Genomic DNA, 23,395 nt, shown 5'->3' on the forward strand with positions numbered 1-23,395 from the left:
CCCTGCTGCCGCTTTAGGGTATGGGCAGCCTTGCTGCCTGGAGGAGAGCCTCGATTAAACGCCTGACATTTCTGTGTTGCGACGGCCAGCAGGCTGGCCTGGAGAAAGCGGCAGCAGGGCTGCCGCAGTCCATGTGGGCCTTCAAGCCACGTCTTGAAGGCCGTATTTCTCGATGACCTCCTTCGGCACACCCGGATACGGTCCTCCCATGGACACATTGCCCACATAGCCCAGGTGTTTCCACGTGCTGCTGTGCGTGTAGTAACCACCGAGAGAGAGCTGGCGGAAGAGCGCAAAGAAGGCTGCTCCCACACGATGCTCCGGCTTGGCCTTCGCGGCATCACAGATGTCGTCGGCGATGCCACCCTGCTGCTCCGCGCTCAGCTCATCAAAACGCTTCTCGTGGCGGCGGAAGCTTTCCGTGTTCAGCCAGGCCAGGCCACCTCGCACGATCTGCCCGTCCTCGCGCTGCTCCTCGTAGGGAGCGCTGATCCATTCATTGATGAATTCCGGCACACCCACTTCACTCGCAGCGGGACCATTCGCATCCTTCGGCAAAATGAGATCCGCCAGCGCCGTGGTCGTTTTCAGTTCCTCCGGCGTCATCACCTTGTCCCACGGGCCTGAGAGCGGCTTCGTGTAGTCCGGATCATGCATGGTGAACCGGTTCACGTAGGCGGGCGGCGCAGGCTCCGTCTCATTCGGCGCGGCTCCCAGAGCCAGCGGCGCGGCCACCGTGCCCGTCAGCCATTTGAGGGCATGACGGCGTGAGAGAGCGGAGGAGTCTTCGGGCATGAGGCGTGTTTAACGAAAGACAGAAAGGACGGAAAGGACAAAAAGGAGTGATAAGCTAACGTTTTGACCTGACCACCATGCTCCGCCACCTCCTGCTCTGCCTTCCGCTGTCGCTCGCCGCCGCTGATTCCACCTACTTCCCGCCTCCAGACGCTGACGGCGGCTGGCGTGAGGCGAAGAACGAGAAGGACATGCGCCAGAACGCGGGCATGGATCTCTCCAAACTGGAGCCTGCCTACGGCGTCACAGAAAAGTCGACGGCGAATGGCGGGCTCGTTGTCGTGAGAAAGGGCTGGCTGGTGTATGAGAAGTACTTTGGCAAAGCCAGCCGCGACGCGAACCCGGACATGGCTTCCACCGGCAAAGGCTTTTGCAGCATCGCCTGCGGCATCATGCTGAATGAGTTCAAGGACAAGATCCCCGAAGGCCTCGACACCAAGGTCTTCACGGAAAAATATCTGCCGCAGGCCCTGCCGCTGGATGATCCGCGCAAGGCGAACATCACGCTCGGCCAGCTTCTCAGCATGACGGGTGGCTATTGGGGTGAGGGGCAGACCCCGAGCGGCATTGTGAAGGGCCAGACGAAGATTCTCCAACCCGTGAAAGGCCAGGACGTGCGCGAGATTGATGAATCCTCCCTGCGCGTGCCGCTGTGGTGTGATCCAGGTGCGGGTTATTCGTATTCATCGCCCTCACCGCACATCGCCAGCATCGTGCTGCGCAATGTCAGCGGCATGGAGTTGAAGGACTACATTGATGAGCGCCTCGCGAAGCCGCAGGGCTGGGGTGCGTGGAACTACTGCCTCTATCGCGGTGATGTGGTCATGAAGCACGCGAACGGCGCTGGCAGCACCGCGCTGCATGCCACGGACGTCATGCGCTTCGGTTATTGCCTCGCACAAAACGGTCGCTGGAAGGACCAGCAGCTTGTGCCGGCGGAGTACCTCAAAAAATGCCAGTCCTGGCTGCCCTACAATCCGCACTGCCCGTTCAGCCTGCAGTGGGAGCATAATGCGGATGGCCACGTGGCTGGCGCACCGAAGGATGCCTTTTGGAAAAGCGGCGCAGGCGGCTTCTGCCTCTATGTCGTGCCATCACTCGATCTCGTGATTTACAAGCTCGGCGGCAAGGACGGCCAGTATGATGAGAAGCTCACCCGCATCCCGCAGCCAGCACCCACCAGCGACCGCGCAAACTGGCAGCCCATCCCCGGCGCCTCCTTCAGCGAGGGCAGCATGCAGGGAAACAACGGACTCTGGCGCGTGCTCGAGATCGTCTGCGCTTCTGTGCGCATCGAGTAGTCGATATAATATTATCCTTTTCGTTAGGTCGTGTGCTTCAGCGTGCCTTCATTGACACGCTGAAGCGTGAACAACGTACACCTGGGCACAAGTCTCACGGCTCCACGATCCACTCGTAGAACAGATCGAGCGGCTTCGCCGGAGCCGGAGCGCTGGTGAGGTCTGCGGGCAGATACTCAGGCAGGTCTGGATTCTTCGGATCCAGATAGCGGCGGATCAGACGTGTGCCCTGCGTGCGTGCGGTGACCTGATCCTCTGCGGGATCAAACACTTCAGGATTCGTATGGCGGACCTTCTTCAAGGTCTCGACCACGAAATGCACGCGATACACGTTCGAGCGCGTGGTGAGTCGTGAGTAGAGATGCGCATACGGGCGCTCCTTGGTGTTGTCACCGGTGAGGCGATGATGGGACCAGAAAGTCTGCAGCGCGGTGAGGTTGGCACTCACACCTTCGGGCACCAGCGGATACTCACAGATCTGTCCTGGCGTGAGGAAGGACTTCTCCTTATCAAAGACCTCCTTTTGCCATAGCCTCAGCGTGCCTGCGGCATCCAGGTAGTGGCGGAAGCCGCTCACACCGCCATCGGCATCGGGTGTCTTGTAGGTGCCCGCGGCACTGTCTGGAATGGCCATCAGTGTCTCGGCCTTCATCATCGCATGCAGCGCCGTGGCGCGATGGATGTGGGTGAAGGGCAGGATGTGATGGTTGAGATTGATCTTGCCGGAGGTTTCAAAAGGATGGCTCACCGGCTCAGGCTCGATCACCGGGCTCCAGAAGAGGTCCAGCATTAGATGATCCGGGGGATTCGTGGCTCCATAGTGACCTGGCTGCGGACGGAAGAGCAGCGTCTGCCAGGGCACATGCGCGCGCACACCGGTCGGCAGGCTGCCAAAGGCCACGGGAGATGGAATCATACGCTGCGCGGAGAATCCGGCACCTGTCACCGGCGGCACCGTGTGACCTGTCTGGCTGAAGGCATCTGGATCGAAGTAAGGCACGCTGTTGGAGTTGCCGGGATTCAGCGTGGCCGCCCAGTTGCCGTCATCCGGACGCGCGGTGTAGGCACCATCGGGGCAGTTGCCCACACCATTGTCGAAGTCGCCCGTGACGTCGGGCCAGGCAGGTCCGCGAGACATGTTGTCGAGACGCAGCAGATTGCTGGCATCGCGGGGAGAGAGCAGGCTCCAGCCAAGGCCCGTGAAGGTATTCACCAACTGCCCGGCGCTGTGAGTGAAGTCAGGCTGCAGCTCGGCGGGCACCAGGAGATTGGAGATGAAATGCCCCGTCAGCGGCGGGTTTGGCATCACTCCCTGCGGGAACAGCAGCGGATCACGCAGCGAATGCGCATGGCGGCGCAGGCCCCATTTCGGATGCGCCACAAAGAGCGGCCGCACAGCGCTGCCATCCCGGCTCTGCAACCAGCGTCGAGCGCTCAGCAGGCGATAGTCGGCATGCACGGGAATGAGCGACTGCACGATGTCCTCCGGCATGAGCAGGGACTGCGTGCCGAGGCTCGCCTTATACTGACGTGCGGAGAGTGAATACGCATCCGCAGTGACACTCGGCAGGCGGGAAAGCCTGAGCTCCGCCTGATCTGCATCCGGTGCCACCACGATGTCCGGCAGGCGGATCGGGATGATGTGCAGCAAATCTGCGGCGCTGCTGGAAACGGCCGCGGCACTGCTCGGGCTGTCATACACACAGAGCTTCAGTTCCAGGCTCTGATCCGTGCCGGCTCCTTCAAAGCTCAGATTCGGCGGCTCCAGTTCCGGCGCTGGAGATGCCGCTGGCAAAACCACGGTGCCGAGTGAGAGCGCGCCCTTGCTCAGCGCGCGGGCACCCAGCGTGCCACCCCAGCCGCGCCATTTGGCGGGGACATCATCGATTGCTTCCATCACCGTTGGTGTTTGTTTGGCGCGGACCAGCGGTTTGCCATTCACTCGCATCGCAGGGAAGGCAGCCTTCGCATCCGGCTTCGTATCGGGAGCACCGCCCACAAGCGCGATGCTGGTGAAGGGACGATAGTCTGTCCATCCCTGCGTGGGCAGGAACCCTTCGACGATGAAGCCTGCCTCATACTCACGATCTCCGGGCTGTTGCATGGTTGCCAGACCATCGGGCGTGGGATCGCCACGGATGGCCAGCCTGCCTTCGCTATCGAGATAGGCTTCGGCGCGACAGATGATCACCAGCGCCACCTCGCTCACCGTCATCACTCGTCCAGGACCGCGAGCGTGATCACTCAGTGCCATGTTTTGACCCGTGACTCGATTCTGCAAAGGCGAGACCTGACCGAAGCCGTGATACTCCTGGCCCGGGCCGGGACAGAGGATGGAGAACTGTGTGTTAGGCTGGAGCTGGCCATCGGCGAAGTTCGTGCTGCGCACGTAGTCCATCATCGAGATCAGGATGGAGTCGCGGTCTCCTGTGATGGGATCCGCGCCATACTTGGCAGCAAAGGTGTTGTTGCCACCGCCCACAAATCCGGGCACCGGCTTGTCTGTGAGGTAGCGCAGATAGTTGAGCAGCTTTTTGTTCTGCCCGCCCGAGTGGATGTCCATGTCCATGGCCCCGTTTCCTGGCTCCGCGCGCTGGACGATGTAGCGCTGGTTCTTCAGCGTGCTGGCCAGCACGGCCACGCTGTCATAGGCGGTGTATTTCTTGAACTCGTTCTCGCCTTCAGGAGTGGCTCCGGGAGAGGGCGTGTTTTGATGCACCGGCCAGAGCGTGATGCGCGGCGTGCCGTAGAGCGTGGTCTCGGGCGCGGCACTGTGGGCTGTGAGGAAGCCACCGGCCTGCCGCAGGCGTGTGACCCTCGCAGGCTGGCTGGCGAAGAGAGGCTGCTGCCAGCGCTTCGCGGGCGCGTCATTCGATGGCGGCGCACTGTCAAAGATCATCTCATTCACTTCTGAATAGCGCTGACGGCGCGTGCGTGGTTGCAGCACGGCGCTGTTGTTCGTCAGCAGGGTGGGAGCCACCATGCCACCTTCAGAGGTGCCTGCGTCCTGCTCGGAGATCCAGAGCCTGCCGAGGTGCCAGAGGTTCTCCACGTTCTCCTGGCTCATGGATCTCATCAGCGAGTCAAACCCCTTCGGATGAAAGCGCTCTCCGGCTAACAAAAAGCTGCTCAAGCATACGCCTGCCGGATGTCCAGGCTGGCGATGGTACTCCAGCCGGGTCGGCTGGTTCAGCGCGAGCTGTCGGTCCTGCGGTGTGTCCACACGTGGCGTGTCCCAGAAGACGCCTTCGGAGGCTGTGTTCACGTTGATCTTGCAGCTCTCGTCATCCACCCAGTAGGCAAACCTCGCCACGATCGGGTTTTTCGCCGTGGGTTTCACCGGTTCAGGATCACCTCCAGGTGTGCTTGACGGACGTGTGGCGATGAAGCGCCGTTCCGCATTCAGGGTGCCGAGCGTGCCATCCTGCAGCATATAGATCCAGCGCACGGGCATGGGCAGGCGCATCTCATCGGGTTTCTCAAGGCTGTCCACCGTGCCTGCGGGCGCGGCGGCGGTGGTATAACTAAAACCTTCGACAGGTTTTCCTCCGGTCTCACTCATCGCGCGCGGGTCGATGATGGGAAAGTGCAGCCCGTCAATCCGTGGCTCCGGTGCGTTGAGATCCACAAACTCACTGCCGCGTGTGCTCCAGTCCACAGGCGGTGCATCCGCGGCGAGCTCAGCCTCCGTGTCTGCCGTCAGGCTGGAGGCGGAGTAGAGCTTGTAGATGGTCTGCAGATCACCCGTGGCGCGATGCACGCGGATGGCGCCGGGCTGGCTGGTCCAGACTTTGGAAGTCGTGGCATTGGCCGCAGGCTCGATCGCCTGGCGGAGCTGGGCCACCGCCATCGCCACCGTGCTGCTGGCCATGCGGCGTGCGCGCGCGACTTCAGCGGCGGAGTTCGTCGTCCGGCTCTCCGAGGTGGTCGTGTTCAGCAGCGCCACCAGAGTGATCATCATCAGCGCCAGGAACGCGAGCACCAGCACCAGTGCGAAAGCGCGCTGGCGAGGACGTGAAGAGAGTCTGGAGAGATGTCGTGTCACTGTTGCTGGATGGAGATCCCGCCCGAGAGGGTGAGAGCGCTGACCTTCTGGCCAGAGGGTGGGATCTGCGGCAGCAGGAAGTAACCTGCGGCCTTGAGGCTGCCGTCCGCACCGCGAACGATCTGGCCCAGGAATGGAACATCTTTGCGCACCAGCGGAGGTGTGGTGTTCTCCGTGAGGGTGAACTTGCCGCTCACTGCGCCGGTGACGGCATTGATAGTTAGGCTGACCCTGTTCGGATTGCTGGAGAAGGCCACCTTGTTGTCATGAGTGTAGGTGAAGCCCACATTCGGCTCGGTGTCGGAGTCCGCCAGACCACCATCCGTGAAAAGAAGCTGCGCGGCACCTTCCTCAGGCAGGCCGAGCACAATGCCACCCTTCGCCGCTGCGGCGAGGTAGCCACCTTCCAGATCTAGCGCGACTGGCGCGGTAAAAGTAGCCGCGTAGACCTTGCCGGTCGTTGCTGGCTTGGACCAGGTCACAGCACCTTCCACGAGATTGCCCAGGAACCCTCCGTCGGCGTCTTCACTGATGGCGAAGTCACCGAGCAGCGTGCCTTTGCCCGCATAAAGCAGCGCATGCACGCCTACCTGGCCTTGCGGTCCCATCACATCGGAGCTGGTGATCTTCTGCCCGTCCGCCGTCATCCCTGCCACGGTCACCGCACCGGCAAGGCTGACGGTGAAGGTCGCATAGCCATGGCCCTGAGGAATGCCAGCCACGCCATCATCGACTTCGCTCGCCAGCTTCATGGAGAGGCTGTAGTAACCGTCACGCGTGCTGGCAGGCTTGTTCACCGCGTGCCAGGTGGAGCGCCAGCCATTCACCTCGGCGGCTCCATGAGTGCCGTCGACCAGGTCATTGCTCAGGTCCAATTCCAGGGCACCACCAGGGAAGTTGGTGATCTTGACATGAGGAGCCGCAGCGGCCAGGAACCCGGCGGTAGTGGTGGTCTTCGCTCCGGTGGTGAGCTTGAATGAGAAGGTTCCATTCGTCGTGGTAACGAGGGAGAACTTGCTGCCAAGTCCGGTATTGGCTGCCGTGTTCCGGTCGATGATGCCACTGAAGGTGCCGACAAGATTCGAAGGCAGCGCTTTGACCACCAGAGGAGCTGTGACGATGCTGCTCGTGCCGCCGTCATTCGTGGCCCGCACCTGCACATTGAAGACACCGCTGACAGAGGCATTGCCGCTGATTTCACAGGTGGTGATGAAGGTGACGGTGTCCGTGACCGACTTGTAGGTTAGACCTTTGGGCAGCCCAACGAGCGTGAAGGTTTTGGGATAGTTGTACCCCGTCAGCGTGGCATTGTAACCCGCACCGATGGTGGCGTTGGGGAAGGTGATGGGATTCACCACAGGCCGAACAAGATTCGTCGTCGAAACGAGGGTGAACGCCTTGGTCACGCTGAAGTTATTGGCATCCGTGATGCGCACGGTGAAGGCGGAGTTCACGGCTGCCGTCGGCACTCCGGAGATCAGGCCTGCGGCATCGATGCTCAAACCCGCTGGAAGGCTGCCAGATAGTCTCGCCCACGCATAAGCAGGCGTTCCTCCGCTGCCGGTGAGGGCGAACGAGTAAGGAATGTTTGTGACGGCACCCGGCAGGCTGGTGGGGGTGGTGACAACCAGGTTGAAGAAGGAGACAGTCATCTCCTTCGTGGCGGTGAACTGGTTCGCATCCGTGATCTGCACGGTGAAGGTCCGGGTACCTGCGGCCGCCGGGGATACTAACCCGCTGAGCACGCCTACATTGCTGAAGGTCAACCCCGCAGGCAGGGTGCCATTGATGACGGTCCAGGTGAAAGGTCCCGTGCCGCCCGTGGCGGCGAAGTCCACTTCATACGGCACATTCACAAGGCTGCCCGGCAGCGGTGAGGCCGTGGTGATGATGAACGGATTCACGTTCAACTGCAAGGCCTTCGTGGACGTCAGGTTGTTGGCATCGGTGATCTGCACGGTGAATGCGGCATTGACGGCAGCGGAAGGCAGGCCGCTGATCTGACCGGTGCTAGTGTTGAAGGTCAGGCCCGCTGGCAGGCTGCCGGAGGTCAACTCCCAGACATAAGGAGCGACGCCACCGGCAGCGATGATGCTGGCCGAGTAGCTCACGCCGACACGTGCATTGGCGAGAGCATTCGTTGTTATGCCGAGCGGAAGTGGAGCGAGCGGATCACCATGCACGCCCGAGGCTGTCCAGTCGATCCGCATCGCGGCATCGGCGGGCAGTTCGGCAAGCGGCAGAACTGTGCGCGCGGTCACGAGGGCAGAGCCGTCACTCTGCAGCACACGGCTGTGTTCGATGGTCGTTGAGACCGTGCTGTTGTCAGTCCAGGTGCCGCCTCCATTGATGGAGAGCTGGGCTTTGAAAACGGTGTCGGCATGGTTGGCTGGAGCACCATTGGTGCGGTAGCGGATGGCCAGGTGAGGCACGCCGCTCACATCCACGCGCAGCACCTGCGGGCTCCAGCGCACTGGATCGTTGGAGTAGACATCACCGCTGAAGGCATACTCGCCGGCATTGTTGAGGCCATCATTGTCAGAGTCCACGGTCTTCGCGGAGATGGCATCGTTGTTGTAGTCGTCTTGAGTGCCGAGGAGTGAGTTCACGTGATTGAACATCGCCTCGCGCCAGGCCGTGTAGTTCTGCGGTGCGAAGAGCGCGATGACGAGGATGTCCTGCCCTGGAAAGGTGAGAGGCAGAGAGGCGCCGGTGGAGGAAGCGCCATTGTAGTACCAGCCGGTGGGTATCCAGCCGCTTTCAGCATCGGCGAGGAGGTTCAGCTCTTCCCCTTGATAGAAGAAGCGTCCGTCCGCTGTCGGAGGCAAATTTTTGTCAATGCTGCCCACGCGGCCAAAGCGTGTGACGGGGCGGCTGCGGGTGCTGAGCAGGAAGCCGAGCTCCTGCACGAAGGGGGCGCCAATAACGGCATCAATCTGCGCCTGCCAGAGCGGCATGGAGGCGGCGGGAGAGGTGAAGACGATCTTGAAGTCACGCACATTCCGGCCGGTGAGGTCCCATTGGAAGGCGGAGACGAGGCGCTCGCTGAAGCCGCCTGTTTGCGGATCGTCCAGGCCTTTGAAATTCGGCGCCAGCTCAAATGTCATGGGGCCGGTGGGCGTGGTGCCGATGTAGAGCAGGCGGATGTTGTTCACGTCCATGCGTGTGCCGCCGGTTTGTGTCTGAAAGATGACATTGGTCACCGCTCCCACGCTGGTGGCGGGTGGCGTGTACTTCACCTCGAAGGCGGTCGGTGCCGCGAAGCTGTAAATGGCACCGGAGGAGGTGACAAAGCTGCTAGTTGTGGCTGTCTCCTTGAGGAAGATGCGGGTTTTGGCTGTGACGCTGCTCAGATTGCCAAGATCATCCTCACCCAGGCCGTCGAGCAGCGCGACCGGGTTGTCGTAGTTGTGGTTGGTGGTTTTGCCAGGTTCGTTCTTGAACAGGTCCCAGTAGGCAAAGTCGGAGGCCGCTTCGCCACGAAGACCGGGAATAATAAAGCTGCCGCTCTGGGCGTGTGAAACGCCCAGAGCGGCAGTGTAACCGAGGATGAACAGCCAGCACCGGCAGCGCGCCAGAGTGACTCCGAGGAGCTTGAGTGAGGTCGTCATCAGATCGGTCAGTCGAAGAGTTGGTTAGTGCGCGATGGAGTGGCGGATCTCGATGCCGCCGGACAGCGTCGCGGTGCTAGGTGCGAGCTGTGGCAGGAGGAAGTAACCCACGGCCTTGGTGCTGCCGTCCGTGAGGCGGACGATCTGGCCCACGAAGGGCACATCCTTGCGGGTGTTTGCCGCGGTGGCTTCCGTGAGAGTGAACTTGCCGCTCACCGCGCCGGTGACTGCATTGATGCTCAGCGTGACCTTGCCGGGGTTGTTTGCGCCAGCGATCACCTTGTTGTCGTCCGAGAACGTGAAGGAGAAGTTAGGCTGGGTGGCGGCAAAGCTGGAGATGCCACCATTGAGGAAGACCAGCTGGTTCGTCACCTGCGTGCTTGGCAGGCCGAGGATGGCCGCTTCCTTCGCCGAGGCGGCGAGGTAGTTGCCTTCCGCGGTCAGGATCAGAGGCGCGGCGAATGCAGCTGCATAGACCTTGCCCGTGGTGGCAGCCTTGTCCCAGTTCAGCGTGCCCTCGACTGTGTTGCCGAAGAACTCACCATACTCATCTTCATTGAGCAGCAGTTCGCCGAAGATGGAACCCTTGGCGGCATACAGAGAGGTATAGATGCCGAACTGGCCGTCGGGTCCCAGCACATCACTGCTGGTGATCTTCTGACCATCCGCCGTCAGTCCGGCGAGGGTGACCACACCCGCGCTGCTCACCGTGAAGGTGGCAAAGCCGCTGCCCTGAGGGATGGCGTCATTGGGCTCGCCCGTCGGGTCGATGGCGATGCTGTAGTAGCCTTCACGCGTGCTGGCGGGATTGCTCAGGGCATTCCAGGTGGAGCGCCAGCCATTGGCTTCCGCAGCACCGTGAGTGCCGGTGAGCAGTTCGCTGCCCAGGGTGAGGTTCAGGGCACCACCCGCGAAGTTCGGGATGCTGACATGAGGAGCTGTGGCAGCCAGGAAGCCCGTGGTCGTGGTGGTCTTCGCACCCGTGGTGAGCTTCAGGGAGAAGGTGCCCAGAGTCGTGGTGGTGAGAGAGAGCTTGCTGCCCAGCTTGGTGTTGGCCGTGGTGTCACGGGAGATGATGCCGGCATAGGTGCCGATCAGATCACCGGAGACCGCCTTCACCGTGATCCGGGCGATGACGGTGCTGCTGGTGCCGCCGCTGTTTTTCGCGACCACCTGGGCATTGAAGATGCCGGTGGCGGCAGTCCGTCCGCTGATGGTGGCTGTGGTGATCTTGGTCACCTTGTCTGTGTTGACCTTGACGGTCAGACCCTTGGGCAGACCCGTGACCGTGAAGGCGCTCGGATAGTTGGTGGCCGTGAGGACAACCGGAGTGATCTCGGTGCCGATGGTGGTGACGAGCGGGCTGACAGGGTTGACGACAGGCTTCTGAAGCTTGGCGAACACGGGAAGCTGGACCGCCTTGGTGATCTTGAAGTTGGTCGAGTCCGTGAGCTCAATGGTGAGGCTGGTGCTGCCTTCAGCAGCCGTGGCTGAAGGTGTGCCGCTGATGGTGGCCGTGCCTGCGGTAAAGCTCAGGCCGGCGGGCAGAGCGCCCACAAGGCTCCAGGTGCTGTCGCCAATACCACCGCTGCCGGTGAAGCTATACGAGTAGGGGAAACCTCTGACCGCGCCCGGGAGAACCGTCACGTTGCCGGTGATGGCAAGATTCTGAACAGTGAGGCTGAATTCCTTCGTGGCGGTGAAGCTGTTCGCATCCGTGACCAGAACGGTGAAGGTGCTGTTCCCAGCGGTCGTCGGAGTGCCGTCAAGGACACCAGCGGCGCTGAGGCTCAGACCCGCAGGCAGAGTGCCAGCGGTAAGGCTCCAGGTGAAGGGAGCGGTGCCGTTTTCAGTCGCCAGGGTGGTGGTGTAGGCCGAACCAACGATGCCGAGTGGCAGCGGTGAGATAGTGGTGATCGTCGGGCTGGCGGTGATCAGTACGCTGAACTCTTTGTTAGCGGTGAGGCTGTTCGCATCGGTGACCTGCACGGTGAAGGTGCTGCTGGCCGTGGCGGTCGGGGTCCCGGTGAGTTCACCTGTGGCGCTCAGGGTCAGGCCGGCTGGCAAGGTGCCCGCACTGACGGTCCAGGAGTAAGGAGCGGTGCCTGCCGTGGCTGCGAACTGAGTGGCAGCGAAGGGAACCTTCACGAGGCTCGTCAGCAGCGGTGAATCCGTGGTGATGGAAGGTGTGGTGGTGATCGTGGTGGCAAAGGCCTTGCTGGCAGTGAGGCCGTTCGAATCCGTGACCAGAACCGTGAAGTTCGAGGTTCCGAGAGCAGTCGGCGTGCCGCTGAGGAGACCGGTGGTGCTCAGGGTCAGACCGGCAGGCAGAGTGCCCGTGGAGACCGTGAAGGCGAGAGGAGCGGTGCCGCCCGCCGCAGCGATCTGAACGGAATAAGCAGCGTTGAGACCACCCACGGCCAGAGGCGAGGTGGAGGAGATGCTGACTGGAAGCTCAGCCATGCTGTCACCCTGGAAGGCGGTGGCACTGAAGGCGGTGTCCACCGTGACGCGGTCAAAGCTGTAGTGGGCCTGGCCACTCGGGCCGGAGATGACGATCGTGTAGGTGGCTTTGTTGCCAGGAATGTTCCACTTGGCCCAGTACTGGCCTGTGGAGGTGCTGTTCACGCCCTGTACAACCGAGGTCGGAGGAACTCCGTCAATGGTCGCGGTGATGACGTCGGCGAAGGCGCTGTTGGCGCCTTCGATGGGAGGAGCAGCGGCGGAGGAAATCTGGAGAATGATCGAGGTAAAACCATTGGTGGCATGAACCGTACCAGTGGTAGGAACGGTGATTTCTTCGGCCAGGGTGCCGCCGATGAAGTAGAGGTTACCGTTGGTATGACCCTGGCCATTCGTGGTGCGGAAGCGGGCACCAGCGGTGGTGGTGTAGCCGACGTCAGGCGTGCTGTCGTCGATGACAGACGTCATGAAGGTGCGGTTGCCGATGTCATTGAAGGTTTCCCAACCGAAGTGGGTCGTCCTGACATTGCCGCGAGTGCTTGGCTTGATCACACCTGCGACGCTGCCCAGTGCCGAGGCGAGGGGAGGCGTGGTGACGATAACCTTGTCAGGCTGCGCGCCGGCAGGACGCCAGACGGTGTCCACCACGAGACGGTCGATGCTGATGCTGACCGCAGGACCCGTGACGGTGTCCGAGGTGATGTCAAAGGTGTAGCTGCTGGAGGGATTGCCAGGGATGTTCCAGAGCGCCCAGATCTGGCCTTTGCCAGCGGCATTCGTGGCGGTGATGTAGGTCGGGGCGATGCCGTTGATGGAGCTGAAGTAGATCGGGGTGCGGATGGCACCTGCCTGAGCCACCGCCTGAGCGATGATGGTGGTGGAGCCGCTGCCGGTGCCGCTGGCTGGAGTGCCGGGAGGGGCGTTCGTCACCACGGTCACGCGTTCGTTCAGCTTCTGGCCTGCGGTGCCGACATACACGTTGTTTGAGCTGGCGAGATGGTCTTCAGCCGTCTGGCCGATGATGCTGACACCTGCGATGGCGGTGTTGCCAATGTCAGGAGTCGTGTCGTTGATCGGATCCACGGCGTTGGCCGCAGGATTCGAGAAGACTTCCCAGCCAAAATGAGTGGTGTTGATATTACCACGGGAGCTGGGAGCCAGCACGTCAATCACCTGTTCCAGGACAACGTTCAGCGCAGGGTTGCCTGTGGTGATGGTGTCAGGCTGATAGGCAGTCGGGCTGAAATGTGTGTCGACCACGAACTTGTCAAAGCTCCAACCACTCTGGTTGGCCGGGCCGGTCACCGTGAAGGTGTAGCTGGCCTTGTTGCCAGGGATCTTCCATTTGGCCCAGGCTTGGCCGCTGCCGTTGATGTTGTTGGCCACAACGACCTGCGGGGCGATTCCTTCGATGCTGCCGAAGCTCAGGCTGCTGCTCGGGAAGCCGCCAAACGCGGTGACTGCCTGGGCGATGATGGTGGTGAAACCTTCGGTGGCATGAGGGACACCGCTGGTGACGACGGTGACTTCTTCCGCCAGCGTGCCGGCGGCCACATACAGATTGCGCGTGCTGCTGATGTGGTCCTGCGCGTTCGTGGTGACAAAGCTCACGCCCGTGGTCGTGGTGCCGATGTCCGGTGTGCTGTCATTGATCGGCACATTGTCGAAGCCTGGATCGCAGAAGGTGTCCCAGCCAAACCAAGTGGTGTTGGCAGCGCCACGTGTCGTCGGAGCGATGATGCCCGCAACCTGGTCGATCTTGAAGGTGGGTTGCGACGCAGCGATCACGATGTCAGGCTGCGGCAGGGCGGCATCCCAATGCGTGTCGATCACGATGCGGGTGATGCTGTAGTTCGCCACGTTTGGATTACCGTTGATGGTGAAGACGTAGCTGGGCGCATTGCCTGGGACCACCCATTTGGCAAACACCTGCTCGGCGCCGGCGGCGTTCGTGCCACGGATGACCGTGGGCAGCACGCCATTGATGGAGCTCACGGAGATGTTGCCAGGAAAGGGACCGAATGCGGTGAGAAACTGGGCGATCACCGTCGTGTTGCCGGAGCCGTTGCCGGAGACAGGTGTTCCGACTGGGATGTTCGTCGCCACGGTAACCTGCTCATAAAGCGTGTGATCTGCGGCGCTGATATAGATGTTGCCGCTGTCGAGGACGTGGTCCTCGTTGTTCAGCGTCTTGACGTTCACGCCAAGGATCGCGGTGTCTCCCATGTCAGGAGTGCTGTCATCGATCGGCACGGCGCGGTTGCCTGCATCGTTGAAGTTATCCCAGCCGAAATAAGTCGTGTTGGCTCCGCCGCGTGTGCTGGGTGCCACCACGTTGGTTTGTTGATCTAGAGTGAAGGTGGCTGCAGAGGCGCTTAAACCACCCGCCGCAGCGAGTAGTAGAGCGACGAGGGGAGCGAAACGTCGATATTTCATGGGCACGCTACTTCGCCAAGCGCGCCCCCTGTCGCTGCGGGCCGTTTGATGTGAATTGACGGTGAAATAGCGGCCCGGAATCAGAAGGTCATTTGACCGACAAAAATTCGCAAACCAACGATGTGTAATGGTTTTGTCAGAGGTGCCGGGTGTCGATGAAACAACATCGGCAGCTCGTCATTACCGATGATTGTCTTCCAAAGCATTGCATCTCATCGATGGCAGCAAAGCCCGTTGCGCTGACTTCTTGAATCGAATCGAGCAGATGTCACGATGACGACAGTTCAGCGCAAACGGCCGCCAGCAGACGTATTATTGCCGTCTCCTTTACTGTCCCCCATGAAACGTCTCATCGCCCTCCTCCTCGGCTCGCTGACTGTCATCGCGCTTGCCGATGCTCCTCCGGACCTTCCGCTGCCTGTCGCCAGTTTCGGAGCCGCAGCCACTGAATCCGGCAGTGTCTATATCTACGGAGGTCACAGCGGTGTGCGTCATAAGTACAACCGTGATGAAGTGCATGGTGACTTCTACCACTGGCAGAGCGGTCTGAAGGAATGGGAAGCCCTGGCCAAGGATGAGCCTGCGCAGGGAGCCTCTCTCCTGGCCACGGACAAAGGCGTGATCCGTGTCGGCGGCATGGCCGCAAAGAATGCCAAGGGTGAAAAACAGGATCTCTGGTCCAGTGAGACCGCCGCCCGCTATGATGCGGCCGACAAGACGTGGCATCCTCTGCCAAAGCTCCCTGAGCGCCGCTCCAGCCATGACAGCATCGTCATTGGTGACACACTGTACGTCATTGGTGGTTGGGCTCTTCTCGGTGGTTCTGACACCAAGTGGCACAAGACCTACCTCACACTGGATCTCTCCAAGACTGACGCCAACTGGGAGTCCCACGAGCAGCCCTTCGAGCGCCGCGCGCTGGCCGTGTATGGCCTGGGTAACAAACTTTACGCCATCGGCGGCATGGACAGTGATGAGAGCATCACGAACGTAGTGTCCGTGCTGGATACCACCACTGGCAAGTGGAGTGATGGTCCTGAGCTGCCCAAGGCCAAGCTCGGCGGTTTTGGTTTCGCCGCTGTCGCTCACGAGGGCCGCCTCTTTGGCAGCGGGGCCGCAGGCACGCTGGTCGAGCTGCGCAAGGATGTGTGGGTGCCCATCGTGAAGTTGCAGCAGCCTCGCTACTTCCATCGCCTCGTCAGCGGTGGCGCGGGCAAGCTCATCGCCCTCGGCGGTGAGAACCGCGAAGGCAAGAAGTCCACGCCGGAAGTGATTGATCTGCCGGCCGTGGATTCGAAGCCTCTCCCCGAGGAGCCTGCCTCCAAGGAAGCCGCCGCTGGTGGTCATCCTCACTCCAAAGGTGGCAGCCCTCACGCGAAAGGCGGCAATCCCCACGCCAAGCCTGAGGCTGCTGCCGCGACCAAGTCCTGACGGGGCCTCACGGGCTCAATCTTTCGATCTTCCACCCATCGCCTTCGCGGACATAGCGAAGGCGATCGTGTAAACGGCTGGTGCGTCCCTGCCAGAACTCGATCTCACGCGGCATCAGTGTGTAGCCACCCCAGTCGGGAGGGCAGGGGATCTCACCTTCACCAAAGCGTGCTTCGAGTTCCGCGCGGCGGGCTTCCAGCCATTCACGACCCGGAATGACCCGGCTCTGTTCAGACACCCAGGCCCCGAGCTGGTTCCCACGCGGACGAGACGCAAAATAGCTCTCCGCCTCCGCGCGCGGCAGTTTTTCGATCCGGCCACGCACCGTGACCTGATGATGCCTTTGCACCCAGAGAAACACGGCACAGCCACGTGGATCCGCGCTGATCTCATGCCCCTTCCGGCTGTCATAGTTCGTGAAGAAGTGGAAACCCTGCGCATCCAGCCCCTTCAGCAGCACGGTGCGCGCGCTAGGGGAGCCATCCAGGCCGATCGTGGCCAGTTGCATGGCATTCGGCTCCGGCAGCTGATGGGCCAGCGCGTCCTGCATCCAGGCATTGAAGAGCTCAAAGGGGTCCGCAGGCAGCTTTTCCTCGGTCAGGCTGTCGAGATCGTAGCTGACCCGGAGGTCGCGGAGCGTGTGGGGCGGAAAATCCATCATGGTTCTGCCTGAAGAAACGCGAGCCAGGGCATTGCGGCAATCCCGGGTTTGCGCCTTCATGTGCCTGAATCAAGCCATGAATGCCCTCACTGGAGTTTTAAGCGACCTCGACCGCGTGCTGCTCAGCGCGGAGGACATCCGCGCCCGCATCTCGTCCATGGCGGCGCAGATCGAGCGCGATTACGCAGGCAAGCTGATCACCGTCGTGGCGCTCATGGACGGCGCCTTGTTCTTCGTCGCAGACCTCCTGCGGCAGATTGATCTGCCGATCCGTCTCGTCACCCTCGGCGCCAGCAGCTACCACGGCGGCACACACTCCACCGGCCAGGTGAAACTGCAGTGGCCCACTGGCGTGACCTTGGCGGACCAGGACATCCTCCTGCTGGATGACATCCTCGATACCGGCCTCACCCTTGCTGCCCTTCATCAGCGCCTGCAGGCCGAGAAGCCCGCCTCATTGCGCACCGGCGTGCTCTTGAACAAAAAGCGCCAGCGCACCCAGGACTGCCAGCTCGACTATTGCGGATTCGAGATCGCTGACGAGTTCGTCGTGGGCTACGGCATGGACTACCAGGGCCGCTTCCGCAACCTGCCCTGCATCGGCATTCTGAGACCCTGATCATGAAGGTGCGCGTGCTTTTCTTTTCCGTCCTGCGGGACATCACCGGCGCCGCCGAGCTCGAGTGGACCTGCCCTCCAGGTGCCGCGGTCTCCGTCCTGCTCGAGGAACTCTACACCCGCTGGCCCAAGCTCCGCGCCTGGGACACCAGTCTGCTCCTCGCCATCGACTGCGCCTACGTGAAGCGTGATGGGCTGCTTCATGAAGGCTGTGAAGTCGCCCTCATGCCCCCCGTTCAAGGCGGCTGATAGCAGCCATCACATCCCATGTGATGAGCTGTGGACACGGAAGTCTAACTGAAATGAAGTCACATTCACCATCTATGTCTGGAGCTAGAGCGGTGAAGGCAGGCTAATCGTTCGGGTCGTCTTCCAACGATAGCAAAGCGACGAGGCGGTCAAACTGGCGAGCCCCGGAGCGGCAGGCATACACGCACAGCTGGTCATGTCTGGCAGCCTCAATAGTACGACACATCCAGAAAGGGTTCATGATGCGAAGGGAAAATCGTAACCAAGCTCAGCCCCGATTAACCCACCTCATCAACCTCTATGAAATCTCTCCTCATTCTCTCATTTGCACTGTTCACCGCCGTGTCCCTTCCAAGTTGCCGGGAAAAGGGTCCTGGCGAGAAAATTGGGAACAAAATCGACGACGCTCTGGATCAACGGCCTGGTGAGGGCATCCGCGACGCGGTCGAAGACGTGACGAACAAATAATGCGTTTTAGGACGACATCTCGCGTCCTTCTCCAAGCCCGTTATCGCTCGCCCGCGATAACGGGCTTTTCATTGCCATGAACATATCGTGAAGCCTCAGATCATGCGTCTGGAATTGCCTCAAGAATCGGCCCTTTGAGGGCATCCGCTTTCAGCCGTGGAAACGAAGTTCAGCGCGAAACTCACGAGACGCAGGGAAGAGATCTTCTCTGCAACTCACACATCCACCTTATCTTACCGCTGCCTCATGCCCTCCAAGAAATCTCCCCCCGCCTCTCCCAAGCCCGCCGCTGGTGGCATGGGCGCACTGCCTCTCCCCAAAGGATCTGCCTTCCGAGTATGGGCTCCACACGCGGAGGCGGTGAGTGTGATCGGTTCGTTCAACAGCTTTGATGGATCCAAGCACGCGCTGAAGTCCGAGGGCAATGGCAACTGGTATGGCGAGATCAGCGAGGCCAAACCTGGGGATGAATACCGCTTTGAGATCAAAAACGGCGAACAAACTTTGAGTCGGATCGATCCCTATGCCCGTGAGGTGACGAACTCGGTGGGCAACGGGGTGATCTACCGTGATGAGTTCGACTGGTCAGGAGATGAGTTTCAGATGCCGCCCTGGAATGAGCTGGTGATTTATGAGCTGCACATCGGCACATTTGCGCGGAGCGAGGAAGGCAAGCCGGGCTCCTTTGACGACGCCATCAAACGCCTGCGATACCTGAAGGCTCTAGGCATCAACGCGGTGGAGGTGATGCCCATCGCTGAGTTTGCCGGGGATCTCTCCTGGGGCTACAACCCGGCGCACATTTTTTCGGTGGAGACGGCCTACGGCGGCCCGGACGGATTCAAGCGTTTCGTGAAGGCAGCCCACGCCCTGGGGATCGCGGTGATTCTGGACGTGGTCTACAATCACTTCGGCCCCTCTGACCTGGACCTCTGGCGTTTTGATGGCTGGAGCGAGAACGACAAGGGTGGCATTTATTTTTACAATGACGAGCGCTCGTCCACGCCCTGGGGTGACACGCGTCCCGACTATGGCCGGGGCGAGGTGCGTGCCTTCATTCATGACAATGCCATGATGTGGCTGGGCGAATTTCGCTGTGATGGTCTGCGCTATGACATGACGCTGTACATCCGCAGCATCTCAGGCAATGGCGACGACATCCACGAAGGCTGGACGCTGGCGCAGTGGATCAACCGTGATGTAGGGGAGCGTTTTCCAGGCAAGATCACCATCGCGGAAGATCTGCGCAGCAATGAGGCGATCACCCTGCATGAAGACCAGGGCGGAGCGAATTTCGGCTCGCAATGGGATGACGGGTTTGTGCATCCGATCCGCGCGGCGGTGATCGCCTCCGATGATGCGCACCGGGACATGAACTCTGTGCGCGATGCCTTGCTGCACTGCTTTGGCGGGGATGTCTTCAAGCGTGTGGTGTATACCGAGTCTCATGATGAGGTGGCGAATGGCAAGGCGCGTGTGACTTCTGAGATTGATCCTTCGGATCCTGAAGGATGGTATGCGCTGAAGCGCTCCACGCTGGGAGCCGGGCTCGTTCTCACCTCACCAGGTATTCCCATGCTTTTCCAGGGTCAGACGATCCTGGAGGACGGCTGGTTCCAGGACACTGAGGCGCTGGACTGGGACAACCGGCGCAAGTTTCCAGGCGTGGGCAAGCTTTACCGGGACCTGGTGAGACTGCGCCGGAATCTGGACGGAGTTTCGGCGGGCCTCACCGGCCAGCATTTGTATGTGCATCACGTGAACAATGATGCAAAGGTCATTGCTTTCCATCGCCACAAGGAAGGCGGGCCGGATGACCATACTTTGATCGTGGCGAACTTCTCCGCGGTGGGTCTGGAGAGTTATGACATCGGCGCTCCTGCTGCTGGAAAGTGGATCGCCCGGTTTAACAGTGACTGGAATGGTTACCGTGAAGATCTGGGTAACTTCCCCGTGCATGATGTGGAGGCCGTCTCTGAACCCCGCGATGGCCAGCCAGCGTCCGCCACCGTGGCTGTAGGACCCTATTCACTGAACATCTATACGCTGGCCCCGGCCTAGCCGGGCTGCGACGCTGAGGCATCCCGGAATAGTCGTTATGTTTCACCTTTTTGTTAGGAAAAGGTGATCAGACTTGCGGGCGGGATGCCGATTGCGTTTACCACGGAGGCATAAAGGGGCACAGAGGTCTGAAAAGGAAAGACTACTTTTCCTCGCCTTCCGGCCCCTGGGCCTTCTCTTCAGCCAACTCACCCTTCTCATCTCCGAGGAACCGCTGATACAAGAATGACGCCGCCAGCGCGATCAGCGAGACCACGATCAACGCGCCGATGCGATACACGCTGTCGATGCGGGCCAGATCATGGAGGAAGAGTTTCAGCACGGTGATGCCAAGCAGACCGATGCCCGCATAGCGCGCCGGAGCGGCACGTTTCCACAGACCCAGGATGATGAGGATGAGCGCAAACAAGGCCCAGGCGATGGTGTAGCTCATGTCGCGGGCAAAGTTGCCGCTGAACTTGAACACCAGTGCGCTGCTACCGGGTTCCGTGAAGGCATCCGCGATCTCGATGTTCACCAGCAGGAAGAGGAGGATGCCGCCATAGGTGCAAAACAGGCCGCGCAGGTTTACCTCACCCCAGCGATGATTCGGAGCCTGCAGCCAGCGGGCCGCGGCAAACATCGCCAGCGCGGCGATGCTATAGGTGTAGAGCTGCCAGTTCAGGATCATTGTCTCACCACGCACATGGTAGCTCAGCGTCTCCAGGTTCAGAGAAAGCCTAACGAAAGATGCGGTGAGAAGCGCGGTGCCGGTGGCGCGCAGGCCCGGATGCGGCACACGACGGAAGAGCCAGCAGAGCGCCGCGCCTTCCAGGGCCCAGCCGAGGGTGATCCACTGCTTCTCATACTGGATCGGGAAAATCAGCGTGAAGAAGAGCAGCGCCACGCCGCCAAACCAGGCGAGCTGGTCCATGCGCGCCGGATTGTCCCGGCTGTGCTGCTTGATCACGTAGGCCAGCCCCAGCGCCGGTGCGAGGATGAAGGCGGCGGGCACCAGGCCCATGAAATCATTGGGCCAGGCCAGCTTCACCACGCGATACACCAAACCAAAAGCGACGAGGCCGGAGGCCGCTGACGTGATCCATGGCAGCTTGGTCTCGGCAAACTGTGCGCGGAAGATAAAGGGGAAGAGAACGAACAGCAGATAGAAGCCCAGATACCACAGCAGTGGCAGCGTGGGCTTCTCCGCACTGAAGTGCCCCACATGCCAGACCCACTCCAGGGCACCTACACACATCAGCGCCGTCAGCGCGAGCTGCGTGATCCCGCTGACCTTCACGATGCCGAGGAGGAACAGCGCGAGGATCAAGGCCAGCCCGAACATGGAGGACGGATTTGGAACCGGGATGACCTGGGTGGCCATCGTCAGCAGGGCAAAGGGCAGCACGGCCGAGCTCACCGGCACCAGCGAGACATGCTCCGTCTTCGGCATCTTCCGCTCCATCCACGCGCCCACACCGCTGAAGAGCATGGCAAAGCCGCCCACGATGATGAGGAAGGGACCGATGTCCGCATCACGACCTCCCGGCAGATGGAAAAGCCAGATGCCCGCCATGATCAAAGTCAGCACCAGCGAGGCCAGCAGCGGCAGCACCGCGCGGCTGATGGCGGCGAGCACGATGACCAGAATATCCACCAGCAGCACCGCTGGCCAGAGCGTGAGACCCACGGTCTCCAGCGTCAGCACCGGCAGCATCATGAGCACCAACGCAAAGAGCGGCGACCAGCCCGCAGGCAGCACCAGCTTCTCACCGCGACGTGTCCACAGCACCGAAAACGCTGTATGCAGCACTCCAAAGGCCAGGTAGATACCGAGTGTCTTGGTGAGCAGTTCCTGCGTCAGGTTCGCACTCGTCCAGAGCGTGAGATGCAGGAAGGTGAGACCGAGAACGATCGGATGTGCCCAGGCCACGCGCGGCTTTAGCCAGAAGATCCCCATCACCAGCGCATTGATGCCCAGCACAAAACTGTACAGCACCAGCGGGCGGATGGAGATGCTCTCGGAGGAGAGGAAGAAGAACGCAGTGATGAGCGCTCCCGCACTGACCAGCAGCGCGGCATCAGGCGTGGTATGGGGCTCATCATCGCGCTCCCGGATCCAGGCCACAGCCAGGGTGAAGATGAGGCCGAAGAAGAGGAACACGCCGATGGGCACCCATGTGGCCGAACCATAAGCGTAACCAGAGGCTTTGTAGAACTTGATCAGCCATCCCGCCTGCATCAGCAGCGTGCCGCCTGCGGCGAGGAGGGTGAGATACATCCAGCGCTTGTGCCGGACCACCGCCAGCACGCCGATGTCCAGCAGTGCGATGTAGCTGAAGAGCGCAAAGGGCTGGTCCTGCCCGGTCGAGCACAGCGGCGGTGTGAGGAAGCCACCCAGCATGCCGAGCACCGCCACGACCATGGCATTCATCCGCACGGCCAGGATGAAGGCGGTGACGGTGACGGTGATGAGGGACATGACCAAGAAGGTCACGGTGGGGCTGTTCAGCGGTGCCAGATGATACAGCGAATGTGCGGCAAAGGTGACTCCATAGGCCACCACGATCCCCGTGGCGCAGAGTGTCTGCCCGAGCACGGCGTGCAGCCTGCTCCGGCTGGTGAAGACGCCCACGACCATCAATGCCAAACCAATGATGTAACCGATCACGATGCGCATGGAGGGCGAGATCCAGCCACGCTCGAAGCTGAGCTTCACAAAGAACAGGATGCCCAGGAACATCGCCAGTCCGCCGATCCAGGCGAACATCTTGGCGCCCATGAACTGCTCGAGATTGATCTTCGGCAGGGCAGGTGGTGGCGTTGCCACGGGCTTGGAGGGGGCCAGCGTGGGAGGTGGGGCAAACTTCTCGAGTTCGAACTTCGCCGGAACTGGCAGGGGCGGCGGCACTGCAGCAGCAGGCTTGGCAGCGTCCACGCTGGCCTGAGCCATCAATTCACCAAGGTTGGTCGCGGCAGGCTTCTCGGGCTCAATCGATTTCTCCGGTGCCTTGGCGGCCGCTGTCTCCTGGGGTGGCGACCATGAAGTCTGCGGTGCGGAGGACACCGATGCATCACGCTCCGGCTTCGTACGGCTGGGGCTGGAAAGGCGCAGCAGCGTCTCGGCCTGGTTGGTGACCATCACACGCAGTTGGTTGAGCTGCGTCTCCAGGCTGCGCACCTTGGACTTGGCGTCCTGGGCGATGACGAGCGCCGCGATCGGCGCGATGATGAAACCGATCGCCAGGAGAATGAAGAGCACTTCCATGATCTCACC

12 protein-coding genes are annotated in these 23,395 nt (G+C 61.1%); 6 read left to right on the forward strand and 6 right to left on the reverse strand.

Annotated elements, in window-relative coordinates; genetic code table 11:
* Positions 1 to 141 precede the first annotated feature (141 nt).
* Positions 142 to 795 carry a gluconate 2-dehydrogenase subunit 3 family protein gene (locus BGE01nite_RS05580; RefSeq protein ID WP_146849299.1) on the reverse strand — a complete coding sequence of 218 codons (654 nt, stop codon included), beginning with the start codon at positions 793 to 795 and terminating at the stop codon, positions 142 to 144.
* A 77-nt stretch (positions 796 to 872) separates the two neighbouring features.
* Between BGE01nite_RS05580 and BGE01nite_RS05585 the strand changes: the two genes are divergently transcribed.
* The gene (locus BGE01nite_RS05585) at positions 873 to 2,096 is read left to right on the forward strand and encodes a serine hydrolase domain-containing protein (protein ID WP_146849300.1); all 1,224 of its coding nucleotides are present in this window, start codon (positions 873 to 875) and stop codon (positions 2,094 to 2,096) included.
* Positions 2,097 to 2,190: 94 nt separating this feature from the next.
* On the opposite strand, the gene vccA is transcribed toward BGE01nite_RS05585, so the two are convergent.
* The 3 genes from vccA to BGE01nite_RS05600 are packed head-to-tail and all read right to left on the reverse strand — an operon-like array spanning position 2,191 to position 14,651.
* Complete coding sequence (gene vccA, locus BGE01nite_RS05590) at positions 2,191 to 6,141, reverse strand: Verru_Chthon cassette protein A (protein WP_146849302.1); 3,951 nt, start codon at positions 6,139 to 6,141, stop codon at positions 2,191 to 2,193.
* Positions 6,138 to 9,752 carry an Ig domain-containing protein gene (locus BGE01nite_RS05595; protein ID WP_146849304.1) on the reverse strand — a complete coding sequence of 1,205 codons (3,615 nt, stop codon included), beginning with the start codon at positions 9,750 to 9,752 and terminating at the stop codon, positions 6,138 to 6,140. Before BGE01nite_RS05595 ends, vccA begins: the two co-directional genes overlap by 4 nt.
* A gap of 24 nt (positions 9,753 to 9,776) precedes the next feature.
* Entirely contained in the window at positions 9,777 to 14,651 is a 4,875-nt protein-coding gene (locus BGE01nite_RS05600) for a beta strand repeat-containing protein (protein WP_146849305.1), read from the reverse strand.
* Positions 14,652 to 14,990: 339 nt separating this feature from the next.
* On the opposite strand from BGE01nite_RS05600, the gene BGE01nite_RS05605 reads away from it, so the two are divergent.
* Positions 14,991 to 16,082: a Kelch repeat-containing protein gene (locus BGE01nite_RS05605; RefSeq protein ID WP_170266615.1), complete on the forward strand. Its 1,092-nt coding sequence runs from the start codon at positions 14,991 to 14,993 to the stop codon at positions 16,080 to 16,082.
* A 7-nt stretch (positions 16,083 to 16,089) separates the two neighbouring features.
* On the opposite strand, the gene pdxH is transcribed toward BGE01nite_RS05605, so the two are convergent.
* Positions 16,090 to 16,740: a pyridoxamine 5'-phosphate oxidase gene (gene pdxH, locus BGE01nite_RS05610; protein WP_146849329.1), complete on the reverse strand. Its 651-nt coding sequence runs from the start codon at positions 16,738 to 16,740 to the stop codon at positions 16,090 to 16,092.
* A 79-nt stretch (positions 16,741 to 16,819) separates the two neighbouring features.
* Here pdxH and hpt point away from each other — a divergent pair, with 79 nt between their 5' ends.
* From hpt to BGE01nite_RS05625, 4 genes are all read left to right on the forward strand, one after another.
* Positions 16,820 to 17,362, forward strand: coding sequence for a hypoxanthine phosphoribosyltransferase (gene hpt / locus BGE01nite_RS05615; RefSeq protein WP_170266616.1), 543 nt, complete (start codon positions 16,820 to 16,822; stop codon positions 17,360 to 17,362).
* A 14-nt stretch (positions 17,363 to 17,376) separates the two neighbouring features.
* A complete protein-coding gene (locus BGE01nite_RS05620; RefSeq protein WP_170266617.1) occupies positions 17,377 to 17,610 on the forward strand; it encodes a MoaD/ThiS family protein in 234 nt (77 codons plus the stop codon).
* 300 nt (positions 17,611 to 17,910) lie between these two features.
* Entirely contained in the window at positions 17,911 to 18,078 is a 168-nt protein-coding gene (locus BGE01nite_RS28900) for a hypothetical protein (RefSeq protein WP_170266618.1), read from the forward strand.
* A gap of 246 nt (positions 18,079 to 18,324) precedes the next feature.
* Positions 18,325 to 20,139, forward strand: a complete 1,815-nt coding sequence (locus BGE01nite_RS05625) for an alpha-amylase family glycosyl hydrolase (protein WP_218032910.1) — start codon at positions 18,325 to 18,327, stop codon at positions 20,137 to 20,139.
* Between the two features lie 142 nt (positions 20,140 to 20,281).
* Here BGE01nite_RS05625 and BGE01nite_RS05630 read toward each other — a convergent pair whose 3' ends face one another.
* Positions 20,282 to 23,386: a DUF2339 domain-containing protein gene (locus tag BGE01nite_RS05630; protein ID WP_146849311.1), complete on the reverse strand. Its 3,105-nt coding sequence runs from the start codon at positions 23,384 to 23,386 to the stop codon at positions 20,282 to 20,284.
* Between the last annotated feature and the right edge of the window lie 9 nt (positions 23,387 to 23,395).

The organism is Prosthecobacter gellanilyticus, from assembly GCF_007992435.1.
GTDB lineage: Bacteria > Verrucomicrobiota > Verrucomicrobiia > Verrucomicrobiales > Verrucomicrobiaceae > Prosthecobacter > Prosthecobacter gellanilyticus.